The 15,219-nt window shown below is 50.5% G+C and carries 14 protein-coding genes and 3 pseudogenes; 9 read left to right on the top strand and 8 right to left on the bottom strand.

Translation table 11 applies throughout. The features are described 5' to 3' along the window. Window positions 1–3 precede the first annotated feature (3 nt). Window positions 4–1,272 (bottom strand): amino acid permease, encoded by a 1,269-nt coding sequence (locus tag FEM41_RS10525; protein WP_175339337.1) that lies wholly within the window; start codon window positions 1,270–1,272, stop codon window positions 4–6. 384 nt (window positions 1,273–1,656) lie between these two features. Here FEM41_RS10525 and FEM41_RS10520 point away from each other — a divergent pair, with 384 nt between their 5' ends. Continuing rightward, window positions 1,657–2,202, top strand: a complete 546-nt coding sequence (locus tag FEM41_RS10520; RefSeq protein WP_138095927.1) for a hypothetical protein — start codon at window positions 1,657–1,659, stop codon at window positions 2,200–2,202. Window positions 2,203–2,209: 7 nt separating this feature from the next. On the opposite strand, the gene FEM41_RS10515 is transcribed toward FEM41_RS10520, so the two are convergent. The 3 genes and pseudogenes from FEM41_RS10515 to FEM41_RS10505 all read right to left on the bottom strand — a co-directional run. Next, the gene (locus FEM41_RS10515; protein WP_241666588.1) at window positions 2,210–2,821 is read right to left on the bottom strand and encodes an ankyrin repeat domain-containing protein; all 612 of its coding nucleotides are present in this window, start codon (window positions 2,819–2,821) and stop codon (window positions 2,210–2,212) included. A 182-nt stretch (window positions 2,822–3,003) separates the two neighbouring features. After that, window positions 3,004–3,279, bottom strand: coding sequence for a hypothetical protein (locus tag FEM41_RS10510; RefSeq protein WP_241666587.1), 276 nt, complete (start codon window positions 3,277–3,279; stop codon window positions 3,004–3,006). A 112-nt stretch (window positions 3,280–3,391) separates the two neighbouring features. Continuing rightward, a pseudogene (locus tag FEM41_RS10505) lies at window positions 3,392–3,523 on the bottom strand (IS3 family transposase); the annotation flags it as partial. Here FEM41_RS10505 and FEM41_RS10500 point away from each other — a divergent pair. Continuing rightward, window positions 3,519–3,671: pseudogene (locus FEM41_RS10500) on the top strand (DUF4942 domain-containing protein); the annotation flags it as partial. The pseudogenes FEM41_RS10505 and FEM41_RS10500 overlap by 5 nt on opposite strands. 130 nt (window positions 3,672–3,801) lie before the next feature. Here FEM41_RS10500 and FEM41_RS10495 read toward each other — a convergent pair. Together FEM41_RS10495 and FEM41_RS10490 are read right to left on the bottom strand one after the other, a co-directional pair. Next, window positions 3,802–5,142, bottom strand: a complete 1,341-nt coding sequence (locus FEM41_RS10495) for a carbohydrate porin (RefSeq protein WP_138095923.1) — start codon at window positions 5,140–5,142, stop codon at window positions 3,802–3,804. A 123-nt stretch (window positions 5,143–5,265) separates the two neighbouring features. Then, window positions 5,266–6,663 carry an MFS transporter gene (locus tag FEM41_RS10490; RefSeq protein ID WP_138095922.1) on the bottom strand — a complete coding sequence of 466 codons (1,398 nt, stop codon included), beginning with the start codon at window positions 6,661–6,663 and terminating at the stop codon, window positions 5,266–5,268. A 437-nt stretch (window positions 6,664–7,100) separates the two neighbouring features. Here FEM41_RS10490 and FEM41_RS10485 point away from each other — a divergent pair, with 437 nt between their 5' ends. The 4 genes from FEM41_RS10485 to FEM41_RS10470 all read left to right on the top strand — a co-directional run bounded on the left by FEM41_RS10485 (window position 7,101) and on the right by FEM41_RS10470 (window position 11,723). Next, entirely contained in the window at window positions 7,101–8,132 is a 1,032-nt protein-coding gene (locus FEM41_RS10485) for a LacI family DNA-binding transcriptional regulator (protein WP_138095921.1), read from the top strand. A gap of 254 nt (window positions 8,133–8,386) precedes the next feature. Next, the gene (locus FEM41_RS10480; protein ID WP_206665551.1) at window positions 8,387–9,316 is read left to right on the top strand and encodes a dihydrodipicolinate synthase family protein; all 930 of its coding nucleotides are present in this window, start codon (window positions 8,387–8,389) and stop codon (window positions 9,314–9,316) included. Window positions 9,317–9,458: 142 nt separating this feature from the next. Then, window positions 9,459–10,307: a fumarylacetoacetate hydrolase family protein gene (locus FEM41_RS10475; protein ID WP_138095920.1), complete on the top strand. Its 849-nt coding sequence runs from the start codon at window positions 9,459–9,461 to the stop codon at window positions 10,305–10,307. Between the two features lie 126 nt (window positions 10,308–10,433). Further along, window positions 10,434–11,723 (top strand): anaerobic C4-dicarboxylate transporter family protein, encoded by a 1,290-nt coding sequence (locus FEM41_RS10470; protein WP_138095919.1) that lies wholly within the window; start codon window positions 10,434–10,436, stop codon window positions 11,721–11,723. Between the two features lie 128 nt (window positions 11,724–11,851). On the opposite strand, the pseudogene FEM41_RS10465 reads toward FEM41_RS10470, so the two are convergent. Both FEM41_RS10465 and FEM41_RS10460 read right to left on the bottom strand, forming a co-directional pair. Then, a pseudogene (locus FEM41_RS10465) lies at window positions 11,852–11,983 on the bottom strand (Arm DNA-binding domain-containing protein); the annotation flags it as partial. Between the two features lie 276 nt (window positions 11,984–12,259). Further along, window positions 12,260–12,994: a hypothetical protein gene (locus tag FEM41_RS10460; RefSeq protein ID WP_044258838.1), complete on the bottom strand. Its 735-nt coding sequence runs from the start codon at window positions 12,992–12,994 to the stop codon at window positions 12,260–12,262. Between the two features lie 484 nt (window positions 12,995–13,478). Here FEM41_RS10460 and FEM41_RS10455 point away from each other — a divergent pair, with 484 nt between their 5' ends. The 3 genes from FEM41_RS10455 to FEM41_RS10445 are packed head-to-tail and all read left to right on the top strand — an operon-like array spanning window position 13,479 to window position 15,041. Beyond that, entirely contained in the window at window positions 13,479–14,216 is a 738-nt protein-coding gene (locus FEM41_RS10455; RefSeq protein WP_138095917.1) for a glycoprotein 3, read from the top strand. Continuing rightward, on the top strand, window positions 14,213–14,458 hold the full coding sequence (locus tag FEM41_RS10450; protein ID WP_138095916.1) for an ogr/Delta-like zinc finger family protein: 246 nt from the start codon (window positions 14,213–14,215) through the stop codon (window positions 14,456–14,458). Before FEM41_RS10455 ends, FEM41_RS10450 begins: the two co-directional genes overlap by 4 nt. Before the next feature lie 16 nt (window positions 14,459–14,474). Further along, window positions 14,475–15,041, top strand: a complete 567-nt coding sequence (locus tag FEM41_RS10445; RefSeq protein WP_138095915.1) for a phage polarity suppression protein — start codon at window positions 14,475–14,477, stop codon at window positions 15,039–15,041. Window positions 15,042–15,219 lie beyond the last annotated feature (178 nt).

Here is a 15,219-nt window from a genome sequence, read left to right as displayed (position 1 = left end):
CGCTTAAACCATGGCGTAAAACAGCGCCGAGAGCGTTGCCAGCCCGCTAAAGACGACGATCGCAGCGGTAAAACCACGCAGCGCACGCAACTCCTGGCGGGTGTATATCAGCCAGGTCGGGATCAGGAACAGTAAGATGGCAATCAGCGGCCCGCAGATGGTCTCGATCAGAGTGATCGCATCCAGGTCGGCGTAAACCACACCGAAGGTGATACCGAACATCACCAGGAAGGCGAGCAGTTTGCCGCGCTTCTTCGCCGCAGGTGTGTCAGCGCGCGGGGTCAGCAGCCGGGTAAAGGTTTCAGCCACTGAAAGGCTGACGCCCAGGAAAGATTTCATCATCCCGATAATGGCGATAAAGGGCGCGACAAAGTAAACCGCCCGGTAGCCGCCATCGCCGCCAATCACCGACAGCACGTTAAGGTTGTGCGCCTTAGCGCTGACGAAGGTTTCGTGGGAGATGCTTAATACGCAGCTCAGTACAAAGAAAATAATGCTGAAGAAGATCGCCACATAGGCCAGGCGAATCATCCGTACGGCCTTCTGTTCACCGCCGTTCTGCTTTTCCCGGTAATAAGACGCCAGCGGCGAGATCAGCGGCGCGCAGCAGAACGAAAAGGTGATTAAGGGCAACGTTAACCAGATATTTTTAAAAGACTCTGCCAGCGGCATATCATTGCTGCGATGAAAAGCGCGGGTCAGATGGCTGAAGTCCCATAACGGAATCTGAATCAATGCGATAAACAGAATCGCGCAAGCAAAGGGCAGCGCCAGCGCACTCATGGTACCCACGACCCTGTCGCGGCCTTTATTCAGTACCGCATACAGTCCGGCGATAACAATAAACGACAGCAGGCCGCGATTCATCATGCCAAGGTGCAAGTGGGTGCTGAAATAATCGTTCAGGGCATTCACCAGCGAAATACCATACACCAGCGTCACCGGGAAAAAGGTCACGCAGTAAAACAGCATAATGGCCCGTTCGCCGCGGCCACTAAAGAAGGAACCGAAGATCGGCAGGGTGCCGTTATCCACCTGCGATTCACGCATATAGACCCGGCACAACAGCACGTGGGGAATCAGGGCCAGTGGTAACCCCAGCACCAGCATCAGAATAAGGACCAGCGGCCCCCGGGTGCCGACCTCTACCGGCAGAAAAAGCGTACCGGCGCCTACCGTGGTGCCGTACAGTCCAAGAATCCAGATAGCGTCTTTTAACGTCCACGAAGCGCGAGTATCAGGGGGGGTTGCAACGTCAATTTGGGTTGTCATGTCTGAACTTCACCAATTAAGCCCCTTCAGCAAAGGGAAATAAATACTACCGGCACCAGAAACGGTTCCGAAAAAAAATGTCAGTAAAATAATTATTTTCCTGCCGATATTTTAATTTTTGGTTAAAAATGAAATATTTTTGTTATTTACAGAGGTAATTCTTTTCAAAAACCAGGCAGGCAATAATTAAGAAAAAACCAACATTCATTTAATTACCACAGAGTGTTGAAAGGGGAAAGTATTATTTTTGCATTATCGGTTCGTGACGCAGCAAGGAAAACCGGGCAGCGAAACGGCTTCAACACTGCCTCTTTCCCGGGATTGATACCATAAGCTATCTTCGATATAACCTGTAACAAATGAGATAACTCTCTGGCAGAATGGATGAAATTCAACCGATACCAGCACTATAAAACATATAACCTGCTACTTTTTATTGTTATTGCTTTCTGGTCTGCATGGTTCGTCTCATCGAACAGCATCAGCAATGAGGTCTTCCTGAAGAAAAATTCATGGCTGTGGTTATATATCCTGACGTTCTCCAGCCTGCTGGCGCTGGGGCTCACCTCGCTGCATTTCTTACGAGGACCGGGATTTACAGAGAGCAGCATGGCGCTGTTCAAAACCTTTTTTTGGACCTTTCTCCTGTGTAATCTGACGCTATGGCCGGTGCCCCAGGTCTGGATATATCTGACAGCGAGCCGGGAAATCAATGACCGGGTGGAATTCACTCTCTTTTATCCTGGGCCATCCAAAGGTAAAGCAGGAAACTGTCCCGTCGGAATCGGCTACTACGATCGTGACCTTCAGCGCTATGTAGAGCTGTGCGCGGAGAAAGACCAAATCGATCGTAAAGCCAGAAAACTCTACGTTCAAAAATGCGTGAACGATTATGGCGCCAGGATCTGGCGCTATCACTTTATCAGGTAACCGCGACTCACTCCCGGGCACCGGCGCGCACCAGTAGCGCCTCGATATCCTTATAGCCACGCTGCCGGGCATGACTAAGCGGCGTAACGCCATCGCCATCCGCCAGGTTCACATCCGCACCTCCCTGAATCAATGCCCGAACAATAGCAGTGTGACTGACGCCGTCGTTTCCTAACAGAATGGCCTCAAGCAGCGCGGTCCAGTGCAGATTATTCACGTGGTTAACATCGACACCGGCCGCAATCAGCAGATTAACGGTTTCCACATGACCCCGCTCCGCGGCAGGAATCAACGCCGTGCCGCCATAGCGATTGGTACTGGTCAGATCGGCGCCGTGTGCCAGCGTCATTCGCAGGATCGCGTTATAGCCCCGGGCCCCGGCATAGAGGTAAGGGCTATCATGAATCCTGTCCTTTGCATTCACGTCGGCCCCCGCGTCGATCAGTACCTTCGCCGCATTCACATGATTGTGACGGGTGGCGATCAACAGCGGCGTGGCGCCGGTATTATCCCTGGCTTCCACATCGGCGCCATGCTCAAGCGCTTTGCGCACCTGAGCGGCGCTCCCCTGCTGCGCCGCTTCCCACAACAGGCGCTCCGCCGCACCACCTTCAGCCATAGCGGTCATTGAAGCAAAGAGCGCAATGACCCCCCCTAATCCTATGGATAACCGTTTTGTGACCATTACGCCTCCCCGCAAACTTAATGATAACGCCCCATGACAGGATAGTGGCGAGACAGGCAAGGATAAAATTAAATATGGCAATAAGAGACAGTGGGGAAATGAATAGCCTGGCCAGGCTATTCCTGATGCTTCTTCGTTAACAGCAAAGGCAATATCACCATCAAATAAGGGGATATCAGCCACAAAAGCCCAATAGCTTTGGTTCTGTTCAGGTAATTAAGACAGCGCAGACTGGCCGAAACAATCGGCAGGATAAAAAAAATCAACAGCAGAAAAGAAAACGAATCCCCTGACAGCCAGAAGAAATAGATGGCAAACCACAGAATTTGAAAGACCAGCAGAACAAAATAATCCCACTTTGAATCTTGCTCACTGTAGTTTAGAGAAAGCATGAAGGATCTTTTTATTGTGTTAAACAGGTTCATTATTCATTTCAATCACCACCATAAAGGCGGCATAGTACCAAAATGTTTTGAGTATGTTAATTAGCCAACCTTCCCGTCATAGCTGAATATGAATACGCAGACAGCCGTAGCGTATCCGGGTTTCCGCTATCTCCCGGATACGCCAGGTTATCGCCCGATCGTCACGCCGACTCTGCCAGTGGTAAACGGTTCTGCCCTGCTTCAGCAACCGGTACAGCAATCGTTACGAGGACGCGATGTTTACGCTCAAATACTTTCAGAAGGGAACCGCTCATATCTCTTCCCGGCAGCCTGATCCAGTCGATAAGCTGAAGGCCATCATCGCACGGCACTATCCGAAGTCGCTGACAGCAAGATGAAGAGAGCTGGAAAGCAAATTCTTACCTGACCCCAATTGCATTTAAAGAAAAAGAAGTCAGAGGATTTCTCATCTGGCTCCCTGTTTTTTTAGACGCTATACGGGCGGCCAGACGGTGGCGGCCTGCTTTATTAGAATTTGACAACCACCTGATTTCCGAAAACCCACGCGTCTTTAATCTCCTCACTTCCTCCCGGATGAGCGAGTAATTGAAGATTAGGGCGCACAGTCATCCAGGGAGTAAGGCGAAAACTATAATGCAACTCTGCGACATATTCGGCTTTGCGAACCGGGACATACAGGGGATTATCATAATCATCGATTCCCCACATCTGGTTCAGGAGCTGCGCCCGACGGGCAACTCTGTCGTTGGCATGCATTTTACTGACGCCAAAGCTGATAAAGTCCTGCGGACGGCTGGCGAAAGGCCCTTTATAAATGGCACCGACCTGTATTTGATAGTCCATTGTCGCCGTCTCTTTATCATTCATTGCCAGATGCCCGAAAAGGCTCAGGCCATTTTGTCGATGACGGATCGAGTGGGTCATCTGCTGGACGACATAGAGATAACCGCCGTAGCGACCTCCGTGTCGTCGGGCGGCCTGGTGAGTAAGAACATAGGGATCGCCATTGCCGTCATCCAGGACATCATTCGCATCTGCCGTGTTATACCATCCCCCGATTTTCCATACGCCAGGAAGTTTTGCTGCGCCGAAAACGGGTAAGTATCCCACTTCAAAAAGGTACATGTATCCCAGATGCCCGGTTCCATCCAGCTCGAAGCTTCCATGGCGGGTGGCGTAGTTAGGATTGTACTGAAACGCACCCGCCTGGAGATAAAGCATCGGGGTTGGACTGTATTTAATGCGACCGCCCCACTGGCCTATGGGGGTGTTATACCAGACGCCGCTGCCGTGTCCGGCTAAAGAACCACACAGCGACAGGTTTTGAAAAAAGCAGCCGTTGTTATCAAAATCTTCCCCTGGTGGCATCAGGCCCACCTTGAGATCCAGCTTTTTATCCCACCAGTTTTTTTTGAACCAAAACTGCGTCGCATGCCATGTTTCTCCCCGGCCGTAGTTACTCTGTACACCAGAGCCCATTACCGGCGCGCGCGGGTCCTGAAGACGATCCTGGGTCAAATCTCTGCCATTACGATTATTCACCGACGCTTTAAATTCACTGTTATGAATGCCAAAAATCTTTTCCAGATCCATATCTACGCCAAGAATATATTGGTCGCTATAGCGTAGGGTTTTATCGCGATCGTAACCGCCGGAAAAATTCGTAGCTGTCATAAAGTTATATTCCAGCGTAAAATCATAGCCATGATGACGTAGATCCGTACGTACACCTCCCCACTCTCCGGTCATATTTTTTGCTGTTGGAGAAAAAAGCGTATCGTTGGCCATTGCCAGCAAAGGATGTAGTAAAACCAGCAGCATCGTGCCGCTTTTGATGAGTTTTTTCATGTTTTTCACCGCCTGTTTATGGTCCAGGTCTATGAATTATTCCCGGTAAGATGTAGTTGAATCAGCCGGGTACGCCGACCTCCTGTCAGATATGGCTCCATGATTCCCGGAGCCATAAGCCGTCTATGGCGACAACTCTTCTAACGATTTTCCTTTGGTTTCAATGGCAACAAGCCAGGTAATTAAGCCGCCAATCAGCGCAATGACGGCAAAAGTGACAAACACAAAGCGAATCCCGAAGCCGCTTACGATAAAACCCACCATCAGTGGGCCAATGGATGAACCCGCACGTAGCCATGCGCTGGAATACGCGGTGCCAATGGCGCGCAGTCGGGTGGGATAAAGCTCAGCCGCATACAGATAAAGCGAGAAGGCGATGGTCTGAAGAATGGCGTAAGTCAGGCTTCCAAGAACCAGAATTTCAACGGCAGATTTTGCCCCCAGAACAGAAAGGGTAATCAGAGGAAAGATGGCCAGTAAAAAGGCCCATGTGTACCAGCGCTTGCGCCCGACCCGGTCGATCATCAGGGCACAGATCACCGACGCAACGACGCCACAGGAGGAGGTAATCCAGCCGTAGGCCAGACTGGTATCGAGGGAGAGGTTAAACCAGGTTTTGTAGAGAGTCGGAAACCAGGTGATCATTCCGTTGTTGACGCTGTAAACCGTCAGCCACAGCCCCCACAGCATAAAGGTTCGGGATTTATAGATACCGCTAAAGAGGGCTTTTACCCCTTCAGGTGCCGCTTTTTGAACCGTGGAGGCTTTAATTTCAGGTTCGGGTAACGTCATCCCACGCCTGATGACCTCCGATTCCAGCGTTGATACGACGCTCTCCGCTTCCTTCAATCTCCCCTTTGAGGCCAGCCAGCGCGGTGATTCTGGCATTAGCCATCGCAGAGGAACGGTCAGTGCGGAGGGAACTAAGCCAATTAAAAACATAACTTTCCATCCATAGATGGGCACAAGAAAATATCCCACCAACCCGGCAAACATCATTCCGATTGGGAAAATCACTTCATACAACAAAAAGAAACGCCCGCGCTTTTTGGCTCCGACAAATTCATTGATATAGGCGCTGGCAACGGGAACCTCCGCACCGATACCCACTCCCTGCAAAAAGCGAATGATAAGAATTGACCAGCCGTTCCAGGCAAAAAGGCAGGCTGCATCCATCAGAACGAACATGATGATGGTGATACGTAATACGCCGATACGGCCTATTTTTTCCGCCAGCGAGCCAAAAAATAGTGCGCCGCACAGTTGGCCCACGTAGCTGGCCGCAATAATAAGACCGACAAATGTCGGCGTAAGCCCCCACTCCTGGGTGAGCTGAGGGAGAGCAAAGGCGATAGCAATAATGGTATAGGCATCGAAAAAAGTCGATAAGCCGACGATAACGCGGATCGCCTTCAGCCGTCGGGTGACAGGAAGACGTTCCAGCCTTGCCAGCAGCGCGTCTGGGGTTGTCTCAGTTCCGCTGGCAACTACGTAATCTGAATCAATAACCTGAGTTGACATAGTATTACCCTGTTAAACGTTGTCTGGGGCATACACGTAAATTTCTGAATAACCACAGGGCACGATCCCTTATCCAAAGACGTGCTGCATAGAATGCTGTCTGAATTCGCTTGTGATAACGTTATTGCAATCGATTTCATTTTCAGTTAATCCTTTGCTGGATTCGCCGCTAAGTCAATTACGCCAGTTGTATAAATGTCGAACAGTTCACAATCTGAAAAAACTAACGAGTAAAAAGGCTAAGCTGTAAACGCAGAGTAAAGTAAATAAAAAGAGTGAATTAATGATCGGACGAGCGTTCCCGGGCAAAGTAAAGCACCATTCCTTTTGTCCGGACGAGGTTTGACGTAAGATCTTTTAATCCCACGGTTTGCACGATGGTATCCGTTGAACGGGCAACACGGATTTTTACCCGCATTGATGAGTTGGAGCAGCAGATGGATCAAGAAAGTGAACAGAACGATTTGCCGGAAAAAAAGCCGGCGACAATGCGGGATGTTGCTCGCGCGGTGGGCGTTAGCGTCTCGACCGTTTCGCGGGTACTCGACGAAAGATTACCTACCTCGCGCAGCGCCTCGGCGGATAAAATTCGCCAGGTGGCCCGAGAGCTGGGCTACCGTCGGGACTATGTTGCTTCCAGCCTGCGTCGTGGCGATACCGGAACGCTTGGCGTCCTGGTGCCGAGACTGACCGATGCCGTCACGGCGATGCTTTTCGAAGAGATAGCCAGGGCTGCGGCCAGAAGAGGATATTTCGCGATTGTAGCCACCTGCGGTGATAGCAAGGAGCAGGAGAAAAACGCCGTTGAATCGCTGCTGGATCGCCGCGTGGATGGGTTAATCATGTCCACCTGTCGGCTGGACGATCCTTTACCGCAAACCCTGCGTGAACGGGATGTTCCCCACGTTCTGGCGCTGCGTACCGACGGTTTTAGCCCCTCATCGGTCGGGGACGATGAGCTTGGCGGCTATCTGGCAACCCGACACCTGATTGATTTAGGCCACCGTGATATTGGCCTGATTGGCGGTCCTGATTTTGCCTCCAACGCGCGTAACCGGCGTAAGGGCTTTGAGCGGGCGATGCAGGAAGCCGGGCTCAGGATCGAAGCGGAATGGTGCTGTCATTCTGATTTTAATATCGCATCGGGAGAGCAGCAGGGAATAAAAATGCTCAGTCAGCCTCATCGCCCGAGCGCGCTGTTTGCCGTTAATGACGAGCTGGCGATTGGCGTCCTTGCAGCCGCGCACCAGCAGGGGCTGGTGATTGGCGAAGATCTCTCCCTGGTGGGATACAATGATATTCCCCTGGTGAGCAGACTGCCCGTGGCGCTAACTTCGGTCAGAACGCCGCTGGAGCATATCGCCAGCAATGCGGTTGATATGTTATTGAATCCTGAGATAAATAATAATATGCGGATTACCACGCCTTCCCTTATTCCCCGTAAATCCACCTCGTCTCCGCGTAAATAATCCGCCTGAGACCCTCCCTGGCTTTTCCCGGAAAGCAGGGAGGGGGTGAATTTTGTACGGCGGATCTCATCCCGGATGCAAATTGCTGTTTAGTTTGTGACCTGAGTTGCATTTTTAACCAACGTGGCGTTGACGGATTTATTTTTGAGGTTCAATGTCAATATGACGTGAAAACGATTGCAGAAACGATTTCATTTTCGTTTCAAAAAATCGTTCAACTGCAAAATATATGCTTACTCATCAAGGGGATAACTATGATTAACATCGATCTGAGAGGTTTAACTCCGGCTCCAGTAACACCATTCACTCTCGATGGTCGCGTAGACTATGATGCCATTCAGCGCCTCGGCAACTGGCTCGGCAGCATCGACGGTGTGAAAGGTCTGGTGGTTCTGGGACACGCAGGGGAAGGGACTTTTCTTACCCAGGAAGAGCAAGCGAATGTGATCCGCGCATTTGTGAAGTCCGTGGATGATAAGCTTCCTATTATCGCCGGTATCACCGGTGAAGGGACGGAAGTCGCTGCGCTGGAGGCTAAGCGTGCTGTTGCCGCTGGTGCCTCCGCCGGTTTACTCTATCCTTCACACGGTTGGCTGCGTTTTGGCTATCAGGATGGCGCTCCTCAGGATCGCTACCGCGTTGTTTATGAAGAAAGTGGCCTACCGCTGATTCTTTTCCAGTATCCGGATGTCACTAAAGCCACCTACAATCTGCAAACGCTGCTGGATATCTCCGCGCAGCCGGGCGTATTTGCCATGAAGAATGGCGTGCGTAATATGCGCCGCTGGGATACTGAAATTCCGGTTATTCGTCGCGAGCGTCCGGATCTGCAAATCTTAAGCTGCCACGATGAATATCTACTGCATACCGCCTTTGATGTTGATGGCTTCCTGGTCGGCTACGGTAATATCGCGCCTGAACCGTTAATTGAAATGATTAAGGCGGGTAAAGCGGGCGACTACGTTAAAGCGCGTCAGCTGCACGATCGTCTGCTGCCGGTTACCAGAAGCGTGTATCATCGCGGTTCTCACATGGAAGGTACCGTTGCCCTTAAACATGCCCTGGTTGCGCGCGGGATCCTTGAACATGCTACCGTTCGCTCTCCTCTTCTGCCGCTCGAAAACGGGGCTGAGAAAGAGATCCACGACGCAATGCGCGCCGCTGAGCTGGGTCGTGTCCGTTAATTTAGTCTGATTCTGCTGTTAATCCGCAATACAGAAATATGTGTTACTGCATTGCGGATAATATATACCTCGCCCCGGTATCTTTTAATACTCTTCATCTTAACGCTGGGGCTTTCACCTCTGTATATTCCCAAGGTGATTTATGAAACTATTGAGCTTTCGCGTTAATAATAAAAATAAATATGGACTGGTGACCACTGACGGCGTCACTGACCTGCAGACGCTGTTCCCTCAATATGACAGCCTGCTTGAATTTATACCGCACCTTTATCTTCTTGATACTCTGCCGCCGTCTGCTAAAAAAGCGAATTATTCCTTCGACGAGATAGTTTTCCTGCCAGTCATTACTGACCCGAAAAAAATAATCTGCGCTGGCGTGAATTATCGCGATAAAGACGTTACGTGTAATGAGAGGCCCTCTAATCCTGTGCTATTCATCCGTTTTGCTGATTCACAGACCGGGCATCTGGCGCCGTTACTCAAGCCGGAGTGCAGCAATGAGTTTGACTATGAAGGCGAAATGGCTCTGGTGATAGGCCGTCGGGGACGCAATATCCCTCAGCAGGAGGCGCTACAGTATGTTGCCGGCTATAGCTGCTATATGGATGGCTCCGTGCGCGACTGGCAGCATGCCTGCTTTACCGGCGGGAAAAACTGGCCAGCAACCGGTGGTTTCGGCCCCTGGCTGGTGACTGCGGATGACATCCCCGATCCGCAAAATTTAAATATCACCACCCGGCTTAATGGCCAAACGGTGCAGCAGGATAATACGAACTGTATGGTGCACTCAATTGCAGAGCTAATTGCGTATATCAGCACGTTCAGCGCGCTCTCTCCGGGAGATGTGATCCTGACCGGCACCCCCGGTGGCATCGGGAAAAAACGTACGCCGCCGCTTTTTATGCGCCCCGGGGATAGGGTTGAAGTCGAGATTGAGCAAATCGGATGCCTGATTAACACCGTGTACAGTGATGCCGCTGTATCGCGATAAGTTGTCGTTCACAGGCTGTTTATATCCAGAGACATTGTGAAAGCGCGTTTGCCCGGCGGCCAGGACTTGCAGGCCAGTTAATCATTTATAGGGTTAATACCGGACAGGGAGCCGTGGAGGCGATTTATGGTATTGGTTCAGTTTCTGGTGGTGCTGCTGTTTCTGTACATCGGCATGCGGGTTGGGGGTATCGGTGTGGGGTTTGCCGGCGGAGCTGGCGTGATTGTCCTCAGCGTGCTCGGCGCCACGCCGGGTGATATGCCGATGCTGGTTATAGTGTTTATCATGGTCGTGATCGTGGCGATTGCTGCTATGCAGGAGGCCGGCGGTATTGAGTATCTTGTTGATCTCACAGAGCGCCTGCTGCGTCGCTATCCGCGATTGTTAGTAATAACCGCGCCGCTTTCCACGTGGCTATTAACCATGATGGCCAGCACTGGGCAAGTCTCATTTGCCTGTATGCCAGTTATTGTTGGTGTCGCGAAAGAGAACAATATAAAACCCACCCGGGCTCTTGCTCTCTCCGTTAGCGCATCTTTGCTTGGTATTGTTGCGTCGCCCATTTCTGCGGCGGTGATTTTTTTCTCGGGGATACTGGAAAAAGGTCATTATGGCTGGAGTTATATTGAGCTAATCGCAGTATCAATACCATCCACCTTCCTTGCGCTGCTGGTCACGTCTCTTTTTTACCTGTTCTGGGACAGAATCCGCCAGCAGGATCGGCTATATGACAATCCTGTTCAGGTTAAGACAAGGAGTGAGCGGACAATACCGCCTTATGCCGGTCGTTCTGTGCTGATCTTTATCGTTGGGCTGGTTATGGTTCTGGTCTATGCGATTGTCACCAGTCCCAAATTAGGGCTGATAGCCAATCCGGTCATGAGCAGCGGACAGGCGCGAGTAGGAGTAATGATGGGCGTTGCGCTGCTGATTCTGGTGTACTGCCGGGTTAACGTACAAAAAATCCCATCCGGCTCGGTATTTAAAACCGGGATGACATCCTGTATTTGTATTCTCGGCGTAGCCTGGCTGGGCTCGACGTTTATGGACAGCAATCATCAGTGGTTGCAAAGTACAGTCTCTTCACACTTACTGGATTCGCCCGTTGTGTTAGCCCTCATCATTATGACAGTCTCGTGCTTCCTGTATTCCCAGGCGGCCTCAACGAAAATTCTGTTCCCTGTCGCGCTGAGTATGGGTATTGCTCCCGGGGTTTTAGTCGCCTGCTTCCCGGCAACGGCCTCTCTTTTTATTCTGCCAAACTATCCGACGCTACTGGCGGCGGTAGATCTGGATGATACAGGGTCAACCAAACTGGGCAGACATATTATCGACCATCCTTTCTTACTGCCTGGCCTGGCATCGGTACTGCTTTCCATCCTCTTTGCTGCGGGGCTGGCTTTTTTGATTCAGTGAACCATATCAATCTTTCATTTCGTACTGAAAAACGGATATGAGTAATATCGCTATTGTAGATATATGTTGACGAAAACGACTTACACATGCAGTTACACGAAAAAAGCATGATATAAACGAAGAAATTTTACCTGAGCTTCCTGCGCCAGCTTTTCTTCCTGCTTCGCTTTACCTGGGTCGCTCCCCCCAGCGATACCCCGTTTAGCTTCGTCCCGCCTTGCTCTGGCATCGGAAAGCGATACTTCAGGATATTCCCCCAATCATGCGCGTATTTTGGGAAATATCAGTGGACGTCAGAATACTATCGAGAGTGCCAGATAGGGCGGTAACAGGAGCCGACAAACAAGATCAATAAATTGATTTTATTGAATAAATTAATATCGAAGAATAAACCTATACACACACCTATACACATTGGCGAATGCGTTCGTTTTTCATACACCCTCTTCAGGCCAAAATCTGGACACGAGTTCTACTCACTTCCACAATGATCAACCCCACTTATCAACATAAGCTGTTACGCCAAATCGATGCTATCAAGGTCGAAGCGTTAAACCTAAATCCCATGGAAAAACATTGATGTATGAGGTGCTTGAAACTGCAGCCCAGTTGATTTTTACATCTTGTGAGCTGCTCAGAAGAGTTTCACGATCACTATCCCATTCGAAATCACTCGGTAACAACTGCCCAGGGGCATGAGGCGACAATGCCCCAAAGGCAACATAACTCCATGCTCCTGGCGGTCCTTCTCTTCCCGAAACGACAAGTTCTTGATGCCTTAAGGATTCCCTATACTCCAAAGTTAAGTGTTCCTCTTCCATAAGATCTTTTAGGGTTAATTTTCCCAACGGTGGGCAGCAAAGGTGCCAAGAAGGAAATTCGAAAGTTGTATCATGGTCAATCAATGCCACTGCGATGGTTTCGATAGAATCATTTGAGTCGAATGTCAGAGAAACCAGTGAGTCTGAAAACCTATATCCCCACCATTTATCGCCTATGCGGTTAGGAACACCTAATTGCTGTTCAACCCAGCGAGATGGAGCACCAAGCTCTATACCTGTGAATATATTTTCAGGTGTTCTACGTCGTTCGATACGAACATTAGGTCTTGCTAACTTTGCCCTTAAAAAACGAACGCCATGCTTACTCATTGCAAGCCAAATGAGTGCTACACCACCAACAAAACTTCCGACTGCATTAATCATAATATCCTTAACAGGTATATGAGCTAATAGCATCTGCAATTGCACAATCCAAGCATCCTGCGCCATTGTTAACCTCATTGAATGCGGACGATTTGACCGCCCTTAATATTTTAAAAATTACTTTCAACAGAATACCGTGAACACGGTACAGAATTATATGACAGTGAGCAGGCTGTAGAGGATGATAAAAAAGTTTTTTTAGGTTTTACTGTTCACACTGTTCACCTCTGGTTTTTTATCAATAATTTCATGGTGATACAGGGTGAATATACGGTGAAGGGTGAACAGTGGTGAACAGACGGTGAACAGTCAGACCCTCAACTGTTCACCCTTTATCTTGCTGTATTACTTATCTTTTTCTTTTCAGTGAACAGTAGTGAATAGTTATAAGTAAAAAAACAAACAGTGAGTAAGGTTTTCCTGAGACCTTTCTCTGGCCAGCCGGGTTTTAAGGTCTGTTTGTGCCATTTTTGCCACAACGGCAATGAATCGTGTTGTTGTGTCTGGCGCGGCAGAATCTCCTCAGATTGAAACGAAGAGGAGACCCGACATGACTCAGACTGCTGTTATTCCCGACTACCTTAAACCTGCAATGGAACGCCTTGAGACTGCCCGCTCGGCGCATCTCGCCAATGCCAGCCGTATGGATGAAACCACGACGGCCATCAGCCAGGTGCAAACGCAAAAAAATGAACTGGAGCAGGAAAACGGCAATGGTTCCGGCGCATGGCGCGCCGCCTTTCGTGCCGGTGGTGCTGTCATTACCGACGAGCTGAAACAACGCCATCTGGCGCGCGTAGCACGGCGGGAGCTGGCGCAGGAATGTGACAATATGGCTGAGGTTCTGTCTTTCGAGCTGGACAGGCTCAAAGGAGCCTGTGACCGCACGGCCAGAGCATACCGTCAGGCACATCACGGCGTCCTCAGTCAGTATGCAGAGCATGAACTCGATGCTGCCCTGCGTGAAAGCTGCGGTGCCCTCATCAGAGCAATGAAACTCAACATACTGGTTCTGAATAATCCGCTTGCTAATACGACCGGGCATCAGGGATATATCGAACCGGAAAAAGTTGTAATGCAGCAGGTGAAAGCGTGGCTTGAACAGGCCGTAAAGGGCTGCAATATCCGTCTGACCGATGAACCGGTGCTGTTTAAAACAGGGCTGTCGGCTTCCACTCTGCCGCATATGGAACATGACGTTGCGACCACGCCCGGTCAGCGGAAAGTCTGGCAGGAAAAAATGCGGGAACGTGAAGCTGACCTGAAAGCACGGGGGTTACTGTCATGATGCGCTGTCCTTTCTGCCGCACTGCGGCCCACGTTCGCACCAGCCGCTATATGTCTGACAGCGTCAAAGAGAGTTACCTGCAGTGCCAGAATGTGCACTGCTCGGCGACATTTAAAACGCATGAGTCCATCTTTGAAGTGATACGTTCGCCGGTCGTCGATGAGAAACCCGCGCCGGTGCCGACAGCCCCCGTGGCACCCCGTCGGGTAAAAAGCTGCTACAGCTCGCCGTTCCGCCATTAATCAGGAGAGACAACCCGTGACCACCCTGACCTTAAAGCAGGCCTATGAAGCCTGTCAGACGAACAAAACCGCGTGGCTGAACCGTAAAACCGAACTGGCCGCCGCAGAGCAGGAATATCAGGAATTATTGCTGGATGACAACGCATCAGGCTCCCGCAGATTACAGACGCTGCTTGACCTGATTGACGTCAAAAAATGGGAGGTCAATCACGCCGCCGGTCGCTACATCTTCTCGCATGAGGAGGTGCAGCGCATCAGCATCCGTAACCGACTACATGATTTTATGCAGCAGAACGGCGCAGAGCTGACCGCCGCACTGGCACCGGAGCTGATGGGGATTAAAAACCAGCCCGCGATGATAAAAAATCGCGCGCTTGGCCGTTCAGTCTCTTTCCTGAGAGAAGCTCTTTCCGTCTGGCTGACCGCTGGAAATGACATTAATTATTCTGCACAGGATAAAGATATTTTAACGGCCATCGGATACAGGCCTGACGCGCCTTCGCGGGATGATAATCGTGAAAAATTCACCCCTGTACAGAACATGATTTACACCTGTCGACGCGCCGAACTGGCCGCGCAGTAGCCTGTCAAAAAATCCCCGTAAATCCCGCTATTTTTAACGAAATAAGCCATGCATCCATAAGGTGCATGGTTTTGCATGCGTTTTCTCGCTCCGGCATGCCAGACCAGCGCCAGTCGTGGCGCGGCCTGAATCTACCTTTGCACCTGCATTAAAAGCGGCCCATTAAGCGGGCAGGCGT

Origin of the sequence: Jejubacter calystegiae, from assembly GCF_005671395.1 — a bacterium.
Lineage (GTDB): Bacteria > Pseudomonadota > Gammaproteobacteria > Enterobacterales > Enterobacteriaceae > Jejubacter > Jejubacter calystegiae.
This window is presented reverse-complemented; position numbering and strand designations above follow the sequence as displayed.

Coding starts and splice junctions, on each gene's coding strand:
- FEM41_RS10525 (WP_175339337.1), bottom strand. CDS start 1,272: ATGACAACCCAAATTGACGTTGCAACCCCCCCTGATACTCGCGCTTCG.
- FEM41_RS10520 (WP_138095927.1), top strand. CDS start 1,657: ATGAAATTCAACCGATACCAGCACTATAAAACATATAACCTGCTACTT.
- FEM41_RS10515 (WP_241666588.1), bottom strand. CDS start 2,821: ATGGCTGAAGGTGGTGCGGCGGAGCGCCTGTTGTGGGAAGCGGCGCAG.
- FEM41_RS10510 (WP_241666587.1), bottom strand. CDS start 3,279: ATGCTTTCTCTAAACTACAGTGAGCAAGATTCAAAGTGGGATTATTTT.
- FEM41_RS10495 (WP_138095923.1), bottom strand. CDS start 5,142: ATGAAAAAACTCATCAAAAGCGGCACGATGCTGCTGGTTTTACTACAT.
- FEM41_RS10490 (WP_138095922.1), bottom strand. CDS start 6,663: ATGTCAACTCAGGTTATTGATTCAGATTACGTAGTTGCCAGCGGAACT.
- FEM41_RS10485 (WP_138095921.1), top strand. CDS start 7,101: ATGGATCAAGAAAGTGAACAGAACGATTTGCCGGAAAAAAAGCCGGCG.
- FEM41_RS10480 (WP_206665551.1), top strand. CDS start 8,387: ATGATTAACATCGATCTGAGAGGTTTAACTCCGGCTCCAGTAACACCA.
- FEM41_RS10475 (WP_138095920.1), top strand. CDS start 9,459: ATGAAACTATTGAGCTTTCGCGTTAATAATAAAAATAAATATGGACTG.
- FEM41_RS10470 (WP_138095919.1), top strand. CDS start 10,434: ATGGTATTGGTTCAGTTTCTGGTGGTGCTGCTGTTTCTGTACATCGGC.
- FEM41_RS10460 (WP_044258838.1), bottom strand. CDS start 12,994: ATGGCGCAGGATGCTTGGATTGTGCAATTGCAGATGCTATTAGCTCAT.
- FEM41_RS10455 (WP_138095917.1), top strand. CDS start 13,479: ATGACTCAGACTGCTGTTATTCCCGACTACCTTAAACCTGCAATGGAA.
- FEM41_RS10450 (WP_138095916.1), top strand. CDS start 14,213: ATGATGCGCTGTCCTTTCTGCCGCACTGCGGCCCACGTTCGCACCAGC.